The sequence below is a fragment of the Amycolatopsis umgeniensis genome, from assembly GCF_014205155.1.
Classification (GTDB): Bacteria; Actinomycetota; Actinomycetes; order Mycobacteriales; family Pseudonocardiaceae; genus Amycolatopsis; species Amycolatopsis umgeniensis.
Genome location: NZ_JACHMX010000001.1, coordinates 5,086,813 through 5,100,123 on the forward strand (window position 1 = coordinate 5,086,813; position 13,311 = coordinate 5,100,123).

Annotated in this window: 17 protein-coding genes and 1 tRNA gene; 9 read left to right on the forward strand and 9 right to left on the reverse strand. The window is 67.8% G+C overall.

Translation table 11 applies throughout. From position 1 onward, the window contains the following. Positions 1–22: 22 nt before the first annotated feature. Positions 23–991 carry a YncE family protein gene (locus tag HDA45_RS24050; protein ID WP_184898914.1) on the reverse strand — a complete coding sequence of 323 codons (969 nt, stop codon included), beginning with the start codon at positions 989–991 and terminating at the stop codon, positions 23–25. Between the two features lie 134 nt (positions 992–1,125). On the opposite strand from HDA45_RS24050, the gene htpX reads away from it, so the two are divergent. The 3 genes from htpX to HDA45_RS24065 all read left to right on the forward strand — a co-directional run bounded on the left by htpX (position 1,126) and on the right by HDA45_RS24065 (position 4,522). Next, positions 1,126–1,992 (forward strand): zinc metalloprotease HtpX, encoded by an 867-nt coding sequence (gene htpX / locus HDA45_RS24055; RefSeq protein ID WP_184898916.1) that lies wholly within the window; start codon positions 1,126–1,128, stop codon positions 1,990–1,992. A 136-nt stretch (positions 1,993–2,128) separates the two neighbouring features. Further along, positions 2,129–3,202 (forward strand): LLM class flavin-dependent oxidoreductase, encoded by a 1,074-nt coding sequence (locus tag HDA45_RS24060; protein WP_184898917.1) that lies wholly within the window; start codon positions 2,129–2,131, stop codon positions 3,200–3,202. 3 nt (positions 3,203–3,205) lie between these two features. Continuing rightward, complete coding sequence (locus HDA45_RS24065; protein ID WP_184898919.1) at positions 3,206–4,522, forward strand: NtaA/DmoA family FMN-dependent monooxygenase; 1,317 nt, start codon at positions 3,206–3,208, stop codon at positions 4,520–4,522. Here HDA45_RS24065 and rfbA read toward each other — a convergent pair. Together rfbA and HDA45_RS24075 are read right to left on the reverse strand one after the other, a co-directional pair. Then, a complete protein-coding gene (rfbA, locus tag HDA45_RS24070) occupies positions 4,512–5,393 on the reverse strand; it encodes a glucose-1-phosphate thymidylyltransferase RfbA (RefSeq protein WP_184898920.1) in 882 nt (293 codons plus the stop codon). The two genes, HDA45_RS24065 and rfbA, sit on opposite strands and share 11 nt — an antisense overlap. A gap of 53 nt (positions 5,394–5,446) precedes the next feature. Next, positions 5,447–6,595 (reverse strand): sialidase family protein, encoded by a 1,149-nt coding sequence (locus HDA45_RS24075; RefSeq protein WP_184898921.1) that lies wholly within the window; start codon positions 6,593–6,595, stop codon positions 5,447–5,449. 183 nt (positions 6,596–6,778) lie between these two features. Between HDA45_RS24075 and HDA45_RS24080 the strand changes: the two genes are divergently transcribed. Beyond that, positions 6,779–7,462: a hypothetical protein gene (locus HDA45_RS24080; RefSeq protein ID WP_184898923.1), complete on the forward strand. Its 684-nt coding sequence runs from the start codon at positions 6,779–6,781 to the stop codon at positions 7,460–7,462. Between the two features lie 54 nt (positions 7,463–7,516). Here the strand turns inward: HDA45_RS24080 and HDA45_RS24085 are convergent, their stop codons facing one another. Beyond that, a complete protein-coding gene (locus HDA45_RS24085; protein WP_005152002.1) occupies positions 7,517–8,008 on the reverse strand; it encodes a YajQ family cyclic di-GMP-binding protein in 492 nt (163 codons plus the stop codon). 119 nt (positions 8,009–8,127) lie between these two features. Here HDA45_RS24085 and HDA45_RS24090 point away from each other — a divergent pair. After that, a tRNA-Tyr gene (locus HDA45_RS24090) sits at positions 8,128–8,209 on the forward strand. Positions 8,210–8,275: 66 nt separating this feature from the next. Then, positions 8,276–8,800 carry a GNAT family N-acetyltransferase gene (locus HDA45_RS24095; protein WP_184898925.1) on the forward strand — a complete coding sequence of 175 codons (525 nt, stop codon included), beginning with the start codon at positions 8,276–8,278 and terminating at the stop codon, positions 8,798–8,800. A 9-nt stretch (positions 8,801–8,809) separates the two neighbouring features. Here the strand turns inward: HDA45_RS24095 and HDA45_RS24100 are convergent, their stop codons facing one another. The 4 genes from HDA45_RS24100 to HDA45_RS24115 all read right to left on the reverse strand — a co-directional run bounded on the left by HDA45_RS24100 (position 8,810) and on the right by HDA45_RS24115 (position 11,276). Continuing rightward, entirely contained in the window at positions 8,810–9,811 is a 1,002-nt protein-coding gene (locus HDA45_RS24100) for a hypothetical protein (RefSeq protein ID WP_184898927.1), read from the reverse strand. A gap of 9 nt (positions 9,812–9,820) precedes the next feature. Beyond that, positions 9,821–10,144: a hypothetical protein gene (locus tag HDA45_RS24105; protein WP_184898940.1), complete on the reverse strand. Its 324-nt coding sequence runs from the start codon at positions 10,142–10,144 to the stop codon at positions 9,821–9,823. A 115-nt stretch (positions 10,145–10,259) separates the two neighbouring features. Further along, positions 10,260–10,640 (reverse strand): hypothetical protein, encoded by a 381-nt coding sequence (locus tag HDA45_RS24110; protein WP_246480773.1) that lies wholly within the window; start codon positions 10,638–10,640, stop codon positions 10,260–10,262. Positions 10,641–10,712: 72 nt separating this feature from the next. Further along, positions 10,713–11,276, reverse strand: coding sequence for a dihydrofolate reductase family protein (locus HDA45_RS24115; RefSeq protein ID WP_184898941.1), 564 nt, complete (start codon positions 11,274–11,276; stop codon positions 10,713–10,715). Positions 11,277–11,316: 40 nt separating this feature from the next. Here HDA45_RS24115 and HDA45_RS24120 point away from each other — a divergent pair, with 40 nt between their 5' ends. Continuing rightward, positions 11,317–12,006, forward strand: a complete 690-nt coding sequence (locus HDA45_RS24120) for a GNAT family N-acetyltransferase (protein WP_246480774.1) — start codon at positions 11,317–11,319, stop codon at positions 12,004–12,006. Here the strand turns inward: HDA45_RS24120 and HDA45_RS24125 are convergent. Continuing rightward, complete coding sequence (locus HDA45_RS24125) at positions 11,988–12,626, reverse strand: TetR/AcrR family transcriptional regulator (RefSeq protein WP_184898943.1); 639 nt, start codon at positions 12,624–12,626, stop codon at positions 11,988–11,990. The two genes, HDA45_RS24120 and HDA45_RS24125, sit on opposite strands and share 19 nt — an antisense overlap. 95 nt (positions 12,627–12,721) lie before the next feature. Here HDA45_RS24125 and HDA45_RS24130 point away from each other — a divergent pair, with 95 nt between their 5' ends. Both HDA45_RS24130 and HDA45_RS24135 read left to right on the forward strand, forming a co-directional pair. Further along, the gene (locus tag HDA45_RS24130) at positions 12,722–12,865 is read left to right on the forward strand and encodes a hypothetical protein (RefSeq protein WP_161780884.1); all 144 of its coding nucleotides are present in this window, start codon (positions 12,722–12,724) and stop codon (positions 12,863–12,865) included. Between the two features lie 46 nt (positions 12,866–12,911). After that, positions 12,912–13,292 carry a VOC family protein gene (locus tag HDA45_RS24135; protein WP_184898945.1) on the forward strand — a complete coding sequence of 127 codons (381 nt, stop codon included), beginning with the start codon at positions 12,912–12,914 and terminating at the stop codon, positions 13,290–13,292. Positions 13,293–13,311: the final 19 nt, after the last annotated feature.

A 13,311-nucleotide genomic window follows, 5' to 3' on the forward strand; every position in this document is an offset into this window, starting at 1 on the left:
CGGAGTTACTCCACGTGAGACCTCAGAAATCCCGGATCAGGGAAACCCTGCCGCGCAAGGGATCCGTCACGTACACCGTTTTGGTGCGCTGGTCGATCGCGACCGCGCCGGGGTTCACGCCGAGTGACAGGTCACCGGTGAGCAGGTTCGTCACGCCGTCGATCCGGGCGACGCCGTTGGGGCCTCCGTTGGCGTACACGGTGTTCGTACCCTGATGGACCGCGACCGCCGACGATTCCGAGCGCAGCAGCACGGTCGCTTTTTCTTTGCGTTCATTCGCGTCCACAACGGACAGATGATGGATCGCCGAATTCGCGACGAACACGGTTCCGCTCCCGCGGTGCACGGTGACCCCCGTCGGCGACTTGCCGACCGGGATCCCGCCGGTGAACTTCTCCGCGCCGAAGTCGAAGACCTCGAGGGAGTCCGTGCGCGTGCTGGTGGCGTACGCGAGCTTGCGGCCGCCGTCCACCGCGATCGAGGACAGGCCGGGCGTGGGCGCGGGGATCAGCTTCAGCAGGCGGCAGCCGACGCCGTCGATCACGGCGAGCGTTCCGGTGAGGTCGCTGACCGCGTAGATGCGGTTCGCCTGCTCGTCGATGTCGACACCGGACGCGCCGGGGCCTGCGGGCACCACGCTGATGACCTCGTTGGCCAGTCCGTCGAGGACGAGGACGGTCCCCGCGGGCGGATTGGTCACGAAGACCCGGTTGGTCACGGTGTCCACGGCCAGACCGGCGGGCTCGCCGCCGACCGGGATCACCGCGCCGACGGTGCCGCTCCGCGAGTCGAGTACGACGACCGTGCCGGTGGACGGATCCGAGACGTAGGCGAAGCCGGTGACGGAATTCACCGCGATCGCCTCCGGGGTGCCCCCGACCTCGACGAGGAGGACTTTCTCGGCTCTGGCCGCCGGAGCGAAGGCGATCGCCGAAGCGCCGGCCGCGGCCAGCGTGAGCAGGGCTCGGCGGCTCAGTTCGGGTCCTCGCACGGGCGCCTCCCCATGATCGTTCCGGAGCTCGACGATAACCCGCGGTCCGGCCGGGCGAAGGAACTTCGCGTCCCCCGATCGCGTTGTTTCCGATGAGTAACCCCCACCCCGGAGAAAGAAAGGAGCAGGACGCCGTGCACAAACACCAGAACGGACTGAAGACCGTCGTCCTGCTCGGCGTGCTGTCCGCGCTCATCGTCGGGATCAGCGGTTTCTTCGGACGGGGCGCGCTGGTCATCGGCCTGGTGGTGGCGCTCGCCGTCAACGCCTACGCGTATTTCAACTCCGACAAGCTGGCGCTGCGGGCGATGCGCGCCCGGGCGGTTTCCGAGGCCGAGCAGCCCGCGATGTACCGGATCGTGCGCGAGCTGGCGACCACCGCGCGTCAGCCGATGCCGAGCCTCTACATCAGCCCCACGCAGGCCCCGAACGCCTTCGCCACCGGCCGCAGCCCCCGGCACGCCGCGGTGTGCTGCACGACCGGCATCCTCGACCTGCTCGACGAGCGCGAACTGCGCGCGGTGCTCGGGCACGAACTGTCCCATGTCTACAACCGCGACATCCTCATTTCGTGCGTCGCGGGCGCGCTGGCGAGCGTGATCAGCGTGATCGCCAACATCGCGATGTTCGCGAGCATCTTCGGCGGCAACGACCGCGAGGAGGGCGACAGTCCGCTGGTCGCGCTGCTCCTGGTGCTGATCGGGCCGATCGCGGCCGCCATCGTGAAGCTCGGGGTGAGCCGCTCGCGGGAATATCAGGCCGACGCGTCGGGCGCGGAGCTCACCGGAGACCCGCTCGGCCTGGCGTCGGCGCTGCGGAAACTCGACCGGGGGACCCGCGCGGCGCCACTCGTGCCGGAGCCGAAGCTCGTCTCGCAGTCGCACCTCATGATCGCGAACCCCTTCCGCTCGGGCGAGGGCCTCTCGAAGCTCTTCTCGACCCACCCCCCGATGGACGAACGCATCCGGCGCCTCGAAGAGATGGCCCGCCGCCCCTTCTGACCAGCCGGATCGCGTTTAGCCCGCTAAAGGCGAGTCGCCGCCGGGATCGCGTTTAGCCCGCTAAAGGCGAGGTCGCCGGGGGTGTCTCACCTCGTGGGAGAGGGAATCCCGAGGTGGGCGCGGGAGTTCCCCGGGCATGGGTTCCGCACAGCAGTTGCACCTCGGGGTCGCGCTCGACGGGGCCGGGCAGCACCCGGCCGCTTGGCGGGTTTCCGGCATCCGCCCGGCCGCCTTGTTCACCGCCGCCCACTACCTAGCCCACGCGAGGCTCGCCGAAGCGGCTTCGCTCGACTTCGTCACCCTCGACGACACCCTCGCGCTCCAGCCGGGCGGCGAAGAGGTCGTCCGGGGCAGGCTCGACGCGCTGCTGACCTTTGCCGCGCTGGCCCCCGTGACCAGCGGGATCGGCCTCGTCCCGACGGTCACCACCACGCACACCGAGCCCTTCCACCTCTCGACGGCAGTCGCCTCGCTCGACTTCGCGAGCCGCGGCCGCGCCGGCGTCCTCGCGGTGCCTTCGCGCACCGAAGCCGAGGTCGCCCACTTCGGCAGGCGCACGCTGCCGTCCGAGGTGGACGCCGAAGCGGAGAATGCCGAGGTCGTCGACGTCATCGCCCGCCTCTGGGACAGCTGGGAGGACGGCGCGATCATCCGCGACGAGCCCACCGGCCGCTTCATCGATCGCGAGAAACTGCACTACGTCGACTTCGAGGGCCGCTTCTTCAGCGTCAAGGGACCTTCGATCACGCCGCGTCCGCCGCAGGGCCACCCCGTCGTCGCGGTGTACGGCGACTCGCCGTACGCGCAGGGCGCCGAGGTCGTCCTGATCGACGAGATCCGGGACGCCCGCGTGCGCTTCCCGGGCGCCAAGCTCCTGGCCGGCCTGTCGGTCGTGCTCGCCGAGACCGAGCAGGCGGCCATCGACCGCCGTCACGCCCTGGAGGCCTACGCCCCCTTCCCCACGGGCGGCCTCAGCTTCACCGGCACCCCGGCCGACCTCGCCGCCGAACTGCCCCGCCTCGCCGCCGCGAGCGGTCTCGACGGCTTCCACATCCGGCCCGCCGTCCTGCCCGACGACTTGGAGCTCTTCACCGCCGAGACCGTCCCCGCCCTCCAGGCCGCGGGCGTGTTCCGGCAGGCCTACACCGGCACCACCCTGCGCGACCATCTCGGCCTCGGGGTCGCCGCCAACCAGTACGCGGAGGCGTGACAGATGCCCAAGCAGGTCAAACTCGCCGCCCATTTCCCCGGCGTCAACAACACGACCGTGTGGAGCGACCCGCGTTCGGGTAGCCAAATCGACTTTTCGTCCTTCGAACATCTCGCGCGCACGGCCGAGCGGGGCAAGTTCGACTTCCTGTTCCTCGCCGAAGGCCTGCGCCTGCGCGAGCACGCGGGCGAGATCCTCGACTCCGACGTCGTCGGGCGGCCGAACACCACCACCGTGCTGGCCGCGCTTTCCGCGGTCACCACCCGGCTCGGCCTCGCGGGAACACTGTCCTCGACCTTCAACGAGCCTTACGAGGTCGCGCGGCAGGTCGCGAGCATCGACCACCTCTCCGGCGGCCGCGCCGCGTGGAACGTCGTCACCTCACCGGACGCGTGGACGGGACAGAACTTCCGGCGAGGCGGCTTCCTGAAACGCGAGGACCGCTACCAGCGCGCCGAGGAATTCCTCGCCACCGTCCGCGAACTCTGGGACAGCTGGGCACCCGACGCGGTGGTGGGGGACAAGGAGAACGGTGTCTTCGCCCGCGGCATCGACCGCTTCGTCCACAAGGGACAGCAGTTCGACATCCGCGGTGAGTTCACTGTCCCGAGGACACCGCAAGGTCAGCCGATTGTCATCCAGGCCGGGGATTCCGACGAAGGCAGGGAGTTCGCCGCCAAGACCGCCGACGTCATCTTCAGCCGCCACGGGTCGCTGGAAAGCGGCAAGGAGTTCTTCGCCGACATCAAGCGACGGCTGCCCGTCCACGGCCGCGAGCCCGGCGAGCTGCTGATCATGCCCGCCGCGACGTTCGTCCTCGGCGACACTGAGGAGGAGGCACACGAGTACGCCCGCGAGATCCGCTACCAGCAGGTGCGCCCGGCGACCGCGATCCAGTTCCTCGAACAGGTCTGGAGCCGCGACCTCTCCGCCTACGACGCCGACGGCCCGCTACCCGAGATCGACCCGGACCCCGACGCCGAACCGCTGACCTGGGGCCGGGTCCGGCACGAGAAGGATCAGCTGGCCGTGGCCGCGAAATGGCGGGCGATCGCGGAGGAGAAGAAGCTCTCGATCCGCGAACTGGTCATCGAGGTGACCGCGCGCCAGCAGTTCGTCGGCACCGCCCGTCAGGTCGCGGACTCGGTGGACGAGTACGTCCAGAGCGACGCCGCCGACGGCTTCGTGCTGGTGCCGCATCTGACGCCGGGCGGGCTGGACGTGTTCGTCGACGAAGTCGTCCCTCATCTGCAGGAACGCGGTGTCTTCCGGACGGACTACACCGGCGACACCCTGCGGGAGCACCTGTTCAGCCGGTAGCGCCCTGGGAGCGGGCGACGTTCATCAGGTATTCGCCGTAGCCGGACTTCGCCAGCTTCGCACCGAGCGCGAAACACTGGTCGGCGTCGATGAAGCCCATCCGCAGCGCGACCTCCTCGAGACAGGCGATCCGGACGCCCGTCCGGTGCTCGAGGACCTGCACGAACTGGCCCGCTTCCAGCAGCGAGTCGTGCGTGCCGGTGTCGAGCCACGCGAACCCGCGGCCGAGGTCGACCAGGGTCGCGCGGTCCTGCCGCAGGTAGGCGAGGTTGACGTCCGTGATCTCGAGTTCGCCCCGCGGCGAGGGCTTGAGCTCGCGGGCGATCTCGACGACCTGGTTGTCGTAGAAGTACAGGCCGGTGATGGCCTTGTTCGACTTCGGCTTCTCGGGCTTCTCCTCGATGGAGAGGAGCTTGCCGTCGGCGTCGATCTCGCCGACGCCGTAGCGCTGCGGATCCTTCACCGGATACCCGAACAGCACGCAGCCGTCGAGCGCGGTCACGGCGGCTTGCAGCCTGCTGGAGAACCCCTGGCCGTAGAAGATGTTGTCACCGAGCACGAGCGCGACCTCGTCGTCGCCGATGAAGTCCGCGCCGATGACGAACGCCTCGGCCAGCCCGTTGGGGGCGGCCTGTTCGGCGTAGCTGAAGCTGAGCCCGAACTGGCTGCCGTCGCCGAGCAGCCTGCGGAAATGCGGAAGGTCGACGGGGGTCGAGATGATCAGGATCTCGCGGATCCCGGCGAACATCAGCACCGAGATCGGGTAGTAGATCATCGGTTTGTCGTAGACCGGCAACAGCTGTTTCGAGACCGCCTGGGTGATGGGATGCAGACGCGTCCCACTTCCCCCGGCCAGCACGATGCCCTTCATCCGTCGCCCCCGCTTCGTAGCCGTTCGCTCGACGGCTCACACTACCGGGTGGATCAGAACGCGGGGCCCTTCGCGAAGTACGCCTTGCAGCCGAGGTTGTACTCGGTGGAGATCTGCAGCACGTTCTTGCCGCCGTCGACAGGCAGCAGCGTCGAGCTGTAGTTGGGGCAGAAGTTGTTGTGGATGCCGGTGATGTGCACGGGTGCGGGCAGTTCGTACCAGTTCCCGGCGCCGAAGTTGTCGTTCGCGAGCAGGACCTGGCCGTTCTTGTCCTGGGGGACCCCGGCGGCGTTGGTGTAGATCTGCCCGACCATCACCAGCCGCACGCCGTTCGGGCCGCCGGGGAACAGCGTGATCGTCTGGGCGTGCTGGAAGTAGTTGCCGCTGGCGGTGGTGACGCGGGTGCCGGGGTCGAGCGGATCGCCCCAGTTGGCGCCGTCGGAGGAGATCTTGAAGTACGGGTCGCAGTAGCGGTTGCCGTAGTTGCAGATCTCGTAGGCCAGGTAGTACCGGCCGTCGGGGAGACGCCGGATGATCGGCATCCCCGGCCGCACCCGGTGGGGCGGGATGGCCATGGTGCGCTGCTTGGTGCCCCAGTGCACCCCGTCGGTGGAGGCGACCCGGTTCATCACCTGCGCGAACTGCGGCGCCTCGGTCTCGTCCGCGTAGTGCAACCACAGCGTGCCGCCCGCGTCGACGACGAACTCCGGCTCCCAGATGCCGTCGTGGTTGTGCGAACGGGCGGCTTCGGACAGGAAGGCCCAGCTGCGGCCGGCGTCACGGCTGTACCAGATCTTGATGCCGATCCGCCGCTGCGGACCGGCGTCCTGACGGTAACTCGCGGCCCACAGCAAGGTGCCCGCGCGAAGCCTGCCGACCCGCTGCGGCAGCTCGTACAGCGTTCCGCAGCACATGCCGTAGCGGCCGTCGCGGTCGCGAACCTCGCCGATCTTGTGGAAGCTCTGCCCCTCGTCGGTGCTTTCCATGATCGGGGTGAACTTGCCGCTGGCGTCTTCGCTGGTCAGCGACGCGAGGATGCGGCCGCGGCCGATCGCGGAATGCTCCAGGCGGATGAGCCGCGCGTACGAGCCGTAGCCGGGCACGAGCTGTTGGCGTTCCGCGGCCTGCGCGGAGGTGAACAGCGATGCGATCACGGTGAGTGACAGCGTGAGGGCGAGTGCGGAGCTGAAACGGCGCTTCATCGGGACCTTCCTTGAACGCGGTCGCCGGATTACAACACGGACATTTGTCCATTTCGGACTCCCGCGAAGGCGTTGCGGCAGAAACCCACGCCCGAGTGGCGTGAATCGCTCGGCCGGGTGGCCCGGTAACGCTGGGCTATCGGCCCGCGAAGATCCCATGACCGAACAGCTAGGGGGACGTACGTGATCAGGCGTTTGTGCGCGGCCTTGTGCGCCGTGCTGGTGACCGCGGGCCTGGTGGCCTGCTCGCCGCCGAACACGGGCCGGATCGTCCCGCGCGCCGCGTCGGAGGGCCTGCGTGACTCCGAAACCCCGGCGCCGCCACCGCCGACGTCCACCACCACCCCGCCACCCGGCCCCCAGCCGGTGGAGACGCACTCGGGCAAGGGGAACGCGTCGGTCCCCATGAGCTGGCCGATGCGCCTCGGCTTCGTGACCTTCGACTGCCCGAAGTGTTCCGGGCACGTCGCGGTCAACACCGAACACGAGCTGATCGTCAACGACACCGGGCCCTACAAGGGCACGCAGTGGATCAACGACATGCCCGGCTACCAGGCGAAGACGTTCACCATCAAGGCCAACGCCGCCTGGACGCTGACCATCACCGACGAAAGCGGCCTGCCCGTGCTGGAGCCGGGTAAAACCCTCTCGGGCAAACGCGACGCGGTCTTCTCCGTGCCCGACGCCGTCTCGGCGGTCGCCGTCAGCACCAAGGGCAACGGCAACACCGCGGTGTGGGTGCACAGCGGCGACTACTCGGATCTCCCCGTGAACCAGCTCGGCGACTACAAGGGCAGCGTGCCCGTGCCCGGCCCCGCGTACGTGTCGCTGGAAGGCGACGGGACCTGGACGATCACGGCGTCGTAGCCATGACGAAGGCCACCTTCGGTGCTCCCGAAGGTGGCCTTGTCGGTGCCGCTGTCAGCGGTAGTTCGTGAACTGCAGCGCGATCTCGAAGTCCTTGCCCTTCAGCAAGGCGATCACGTCCTGCAGCTGGTCCTTCTTCTTGCCGGACACCCGCAGCTGGTCGCCCTGGATCTGCGCCTGGACGCCCTTGGGACCTTCGTCGCGGATGAACTTGGCGATCTGCTTCGCCTTGTCCGACGCGATCCCCTGCAGGATCTTGCCGCCCACCTTGTAGATCTTGCCGGACAACGCCGGCTCGTCCGCCTCGAAGGCCTTCAGGGAGATGCCGCGCTTGATCAGCTTCTCCTTGAACACCTCGACCGCCGCCAGCGCCCGCTCTTCGGTCTCCGACTCGATCGCGATCGCCTCCTCGCCGGACCAGTCGATCTTGGTCCCGGTACCCCGGAAGTCGAACCGTGTACCGAGTTCCTTGCTGGCCTGGTTCAGGGCGTTGTCCACCTCCTGGCGATCGACCTTGCTCACCACGTCGAAAGAGGGATCCGCCACGTGTTCTCACACCTCGTACTCGCTTGTCAGGAGCTTCCACCCTAGCCCTGCGGAACCCGGTTGACCGGCCCGCCATGGCATTGGGTATTCTTTCGTCTCGACCGGGCTTGCCCGGCCACGGCGAGTTGCCCGAGCGGCCAAAGGGATCTGACTGTAAATCAGACGGCTACGCCTTCGGGGGTTCGAATCCCTCACTCGCCACACCAGATCGGCCCCGTGACCAGTAAACCTGGTCACGGGGCCGATTCTGTTTCGTAAGCTGAGGGGATGCGGCTGCTGGAACCGCCTCGGCTCTCGCCGCCGACGACGACGGTGCGCCGGTCGTGGCTGGAGGGCGAGCGGGCGGACCGCGCGGCCGACGGGGGTTCGACGGAGCTGCTGAAGCGCGCCGCCGCGGACTTCGAGCGGTTCGTCGCCGAGCGGCAGGGAGTGCTGCGGTTGTGGGGAGTTCCCGCCACCGTTCTCTGGTACGTCTCCGGCACGCAGTACCTCGGTGAGCTCGTCATCCGTCACGAGCTGACGCCGGCGCTGGCCCGGACCGGGGGTCACATCGGGTACGGCATCGCGACTCCGTGGCGGGGGCGTGGACACGGCACCCGGATCCTGGGTGCTGGACTCGTCGAATGCCGCCGCCTCGGGCTGAGCCGGGTTCTGCTCACCTGTGACGCCGACAACACGGCTTCCCGCCGGGCCATCCTGGCCAACGGCGGGAAGCCGGACGGTCGAGTCGACGGCGAGGATCGCTTCTGGATAGCGATCGACAGGGCAGCCCCAGGTTCGGGGCCGCTCTGAGCAGACGGCTCAGTGCCCGACGAGAGGGCCGGGCGGGCGGTGTTCTTCCTTTTTCTTCTCCGGGGGCATCTCCGGCGCGCGTGTGTTGCCCGCCTTGTCCGCGAGCTCGGCGGTCGCGTTGGCGAGGGAGAGCAGCTGCGCCAGTGTGAGCCCGCTCTTCCCTTCCCAGCTGGGGATGTGGTCCTTCCACTCGAGGTCCGCGGTGTTGCGGGCGTCGATGTGGGCGAACAGCCGGTCCATCCGCCCGTTCAGCGCGTTCACGGCGTTGCGGTAGTTCTCCATCACCTTGTTCAGCTGCTGTTGGAACGCCCACATCACGTCGGTGACCCCGACCGCGAGGGTGCCGCTGCTGGTGTCGATGTGCATCGAGTCCCCGCCCTGGGCCTGGGTGGGTGCTCCGGAAGCCACGCCACCTGTTCCCCACAGCAGCCGGACCACGTCGAGGCCGAGTTTCCCATTGGGGAGTTGGCCGATCGCGAGTTCGGCCACCTTGCCGCAGAAGAGCATGGCCGCTCGTACGTCGGTGCCTTCGTCGAGTCGGTCCAGTGCCGAGTCCAGTGACATCCCCAGCTGGTGCAGGTCGTTCTTGCGGGCGGCCTGCACCGCGAACGCCGCGTCCAGCAGTCCGGACGCCTCGGGCAGGTAGCCCTCGGCGTCGTCGATGTTCTCGGAGTCGCCCGCGAAGTACCCCAGGTGACTCTGCACCAGGTTGAGATAGGTGACGTACTCCCGCGACGCTTCACCGGACCAGCGGCTGACCAGCCGGTCGCCAATGCCTTTCAGGATGTCCCGGGACTCGTCGAACGCCTCCTTCTTCCGGAGGATGTCGCCCGGCGCCCCAGAGAACGCGCCGAGTTCGCCGTCCACGGCGAACTTCAGCCAGTCCCGTAGCGGTTGAAGCAGGAAAAGGGTGTCATCCGAGGCGCCCGGCGTCGCGGGCCACTCGCTGCGCGCCTTCTCGCACAGGCTTTTGTACATCGTCGTGAAGGCTTCAGGGCTGAAGTCGGTCATCGAAGTCTCCTACTTCCCGACGATTTCTTGTTCGATCCGCTCGTACATCTCGGCGATGGTCTTGAGCCGTGACGCCGCCACGTCGAGCGAATCGCTGATGCCCAGCCCGCCCGTGATCAGCAGCGCGATCAGCTTGTTCCGGTTGCGGCCCAGTTGTGTGGCCTCGTCGACCTCGGACCCGAACGCTTCGACGGGTGAGGTGTAGAGCTTTCGCATCGACTCCGACGCGTCCCGGACCCGCTCCTCGGCGGTGGGCATCCCGTGGCCCTTCGTGTCCGTGGCCATGGCTTTCAGATCGTCGATCTCGACGCTGAACCCTCGCGAATGTGGCATTTGACCCCTCCATGTCACTTCGGCCGGTCGCATTGCAGACGTTCGAAGACGCCCGTCGGTTTCCTGGATCACCCTGTCGGGCAAGTATCGATCGCGTCTGCAAACGCGTGGGCCTTCACCGGCCGCGATCCGGCCTCTGTGGCCACGCCGGATGACTGTTCGGTTCGGCCAGGTCTTCGAGGTAGGTGAACTCGCTGAAGTCGTCGTCCGTCGGAGGTGCCTTGACCGCGCGGGCGGGTGCGGCCGGCGGGGGCGCCTGCGCGGGTTCCGCGGCGACCTCGGCCAGCAGCGGCCACAGCTTCTCCTGGGCCTTCGGCGTGAACAGCGCCTGCGCGAGCGGATGCGGGCACGTCCCGGCCGCGACTTCCTCCCAGCTGAACTTGCCTTCCAAAACGCAATCCGCCGCCCTGGCCAGCCGCGGCGGGGCATCGGGCCGCGCGGCCGCGCGGCGGTACACCTCGGCCGTGAACTTCGACGCGTCGACCACCACCGCCACCTCCGTCGTTCCCCGGTCGCTACGCCGGGGTACGACGACCTTACCGAGCGGCACGACCCGGTGAAGCGGCGATCAGGCGGCCCGGTAGCGCAGCAGCACGATCCCCGAGGTGAACGCCCGCTCCTCCACGAGCCGAAGCTTCGGAACGCTCGTCGCGCCCTCGAACAGCCGACGGCCTTCCCCCACTACGACGGGATAGACGAACAGGCGGTACTCGTCGACGAGCCCTTCGGCGATCAGCGCGCGCACCAGCGAGATGCTGCCGGTTGTCACGATGTCCTTGCCCTCGGCGGATTTCAGCCTTTCGATCTCCGAACGCAGGCCACCGGAGAGCACCGTCGTGTTCTCCCACTCCGGCTCCGTCAGCGTGCTGGAGACCACGTACTTGCTCACCGAGTCGAGGTAGGCCGAGATGCCCGTCTTGTCTTCCGTCTGTTTCGGCCAGTAGCCGCGCATGTCTTCGAAGGTGACGCGCCCGAGGAGGAACGCGTCCGCGTTTTCACGTTGTTCGTGGAGCGCGGCCAGGACGTCCGACAGATCGGCGCCCGGATCGCTGTCGCCCGGGCTGAACCAGTCGCCCGTCAGCTCGATCACGCCATCGATCGTGCTGTTCTCCGTGACGATCAACTCCCGCATGAGCCCGACAGTACCGCCGCCCTCCGACAAGAATGGACCGATGACCGAGCCGACGCCCTGGCCCGCCACGCCACCTGCCCACGGATCCGTCGTTCTGCGCGAGTTCGCCGAAACCGCCGTCTCTCTCGCCCTCGATCTCGGCGAAGATCCGTACATCCCGCTCATCGGCAGCCTCCCCGCGCATCCGACCCGGGAGGAGGCCGAAGCCTGGGTGCTGCGGCAGCGAAGCCGTCATGCCGAAGGCCGGGGATTCCCCTTCGTGATCACCGTCGACGGGGAGGCGGTCGGTACGATCGGGCTCTGGCTGCGGAAACTGTCCGAGGGAATCGGGATCCTGGGCTATTCGGTCTCACCTCGCCATCGGCGCCGCGGTTTCGCGACGGACGCGATCGAAGCGATCACGGGCTTCGCCTGGACCGTCCCTGGAATCGAGCGGATCGAGCTGTACATCGAGCCGTGGAATCGATCCTCGCCGCCGAAGGAGCGGGCTATCGGCGCGAGGGCCTATTGCCCGAGCATCAGGAGATCGGCGGCACCGCACGCGACATGCTTCTTTACGTGTCCCCGTGAAACGTCTCTAGGATGCTCCGCAACCGAAGGGGGACAACGTGTTCGCGATCCAGCCGTGGCACCTGATCATCCTGCTGCTCACGGTCGTCTTCGTCGGCGCCGTCATCGTCGCCGTGGTGATGGCGGGCAGGAATCGCTGAACTACTCCCGAATCGCGTAGTCGCCGAAGGACGGTTCCAGCAGTTCGAAAGCCCGCTTCGTCGCCTTCGTCAGCGCTTCGGCGATTTCGTCGTTGCTCTCGCCGGCATGCGACCGCCGGAGGACGTCGCGGAACAGAACACGGTCGATCGCGTTGAGTTCGGCGGCCGCCATCACCGGGGTGACGTCGTCCAGGTCGGCTCCGGTCTCGGTCGCGAGCAGTTTGGCGAGCGCCTCTTCCCGCAGTTCGTGCAGTTCACGCAGCCGCGCGGTCAAGGTCGGGCTCTCCAGCACCATCTTCGAGAAGTCGGGCCCGGCGAAACCGATGACGTGCGAGTGCTCGGCCACCGCGTCGAGGAAGGTGCGCCGTAGCGCGGCCAGCGCCGACTCACCCGGCTTCCTGGCGGCGACGGCGTTCGCCAGCCCGTTCGTGAACTCCTCGTGCTGGTCCAGCGCCAGGTCCTCTTTGCGTGCGAAGTAGTTGGTGACGGTTTTCTTCGCGACCCTCGCCGCCGCGGCGATCTCGGCGATCGTCGTCTCCTCGAAGCCCTTCTCGATGAAGAGCAGTGTCGCCTGGTCGGAGATCTGCTGCCGCGTCTCCTGCTTCTTGAGCTCTCGCAAGCCCACATCCGTGCTGGTCATGGGCGAAGTTTACCACCGTAGTAAAAATATCCTTGACTTACGGTAGGTCGAGTGTAAACTTACGTCCGTACTACCGACCAGTGAGAAGAGGCTCCTTGACCGCTCGAATCCCCCAAGGCAACGAAGGCACCAACCGCGCCCAGGCCCGCCGGAACGACCGCCGCCATCAGCAGCCGTTTCCCGGCCGCTCGACGCCGGTGCGCCGTTCGATCGGCGTCCCGCGCCGCCGGTCTTACTGACCGACCAGTTCATCCGCACCGCACTGCCGACCGAAGGGGATAGCCCATGAACGTCCTTGCCTCCACCGTCTCGCTGACCGTCGACGACGTCACCGCCTCCAGCCGCTTCTTCACCGAGCACTTCGGCTTCACGGAGCAGATGGCCGCCGAGGGTTTCGTGTCCCTCGGGCATGAGACAGCGAAGCTGGCCATCGTCCTGCTCCAGGCGGGGATCGAGGTGTTGCCGGAGAACCTGCGGCAGCAGCGCGCGTCCGGGGTGATCGTGGCCTTCACGGTCGAGAACCTCGAAGCCGAGGAGAAGCGCCTCCGCGCCGAAGGTGTCGAGATCACGTTGCCGCTGCGGGAAGAGCCGTGGGGAGAACGCCTCTTCATGGTCACCGACCCGAACGGCGTGCCCGTGGAACTCGTGGAATGGGTGCAGCAGTAAGGAGACGCCGAAGCGGGGC

Excerpts from the sequence above, each read along its gene's own strand:
- HDA45_RS24075 (WP_184898921.1), bottom strand. The coding sequence starts at position 6,595 with ATGAAGCGCCGTTTCAGCTCCGCACTCGCCCTCACGCTGTCACTCACC.
- HDA45_RS24065 (WP_184898919.1), top strand. The coding sequence starts at position 3,206 with ATGCCCAAGCAGGTCAAACTCGCCGCCCATTTCCCCGGCGTCAACAAC.
- HDA45_RS24060 (WP_184898917.1), top strand. The coding sequence starts at position 2,129 with ATGGGTTCCGCACAGCAGTTGCACCTCGGGGTCGCGCTCGACGGGGCC.
- HDA45_RS24100 (WP_184898927.1), bottom strand. The coding sequence starts at position 9,811 with ATGACCGACTTCAGCCCTGAAGCCTTCACGACGATGTACAAAAGCCTG.
- HDA45_RS24135 (WP_184898945.1), top strand. The coding sequence starts at position 12,912 with ATGAACGTCCTTGCCTCCACCGTCTCGCTGACCGTCGACGACGTCACC.
- HDA45_RS24120 (WP_246480774.1), top strand. The coding sequence starts at position 11,317 with ATGACCGAGCCGACGCCCTGGCCCGCCACGCCACCTGCCCACGGATCC.
- HDA45_RS24095 (WP_184898925.1), top strand. The coding sequence starts at position 8,276 with ATGCGGCTGCTGGAACCGCCTCGGCTCTCGCCGCCGACGACGACGGTG.
- rfbA (WP_184898920.1), bottom strand. The coding sequence starts at position 5,393 with ATGAAGGGCATCGTGCTGGCCGGGGGAAGTGGGACGCGTCTGCATCCC.
- HDA45_RS24125 (WP_184898943.1), bottom strand. The coding sequence starts at position 12,626 with ATGACCAGCACGGATGTGGGCTTGCGAGAGCTCAAGAAGCAGGAGACG.
- HDA45_RS24105 (WP_184898940.1), bottom strand. The coding sequence starts at position 10,144 with ATGCCACATTCGCGAGGGTTCAGCGTCGAGATCGACGATCTGAAAGCC.
- HDA45_RS24115 (WP_184898941.1), bottom strand. The coding sequence starts at position 11,276 with ATGCGGGAGTTGATCGTCACGGAGAACAGCACGATCGATGGCGTGATC.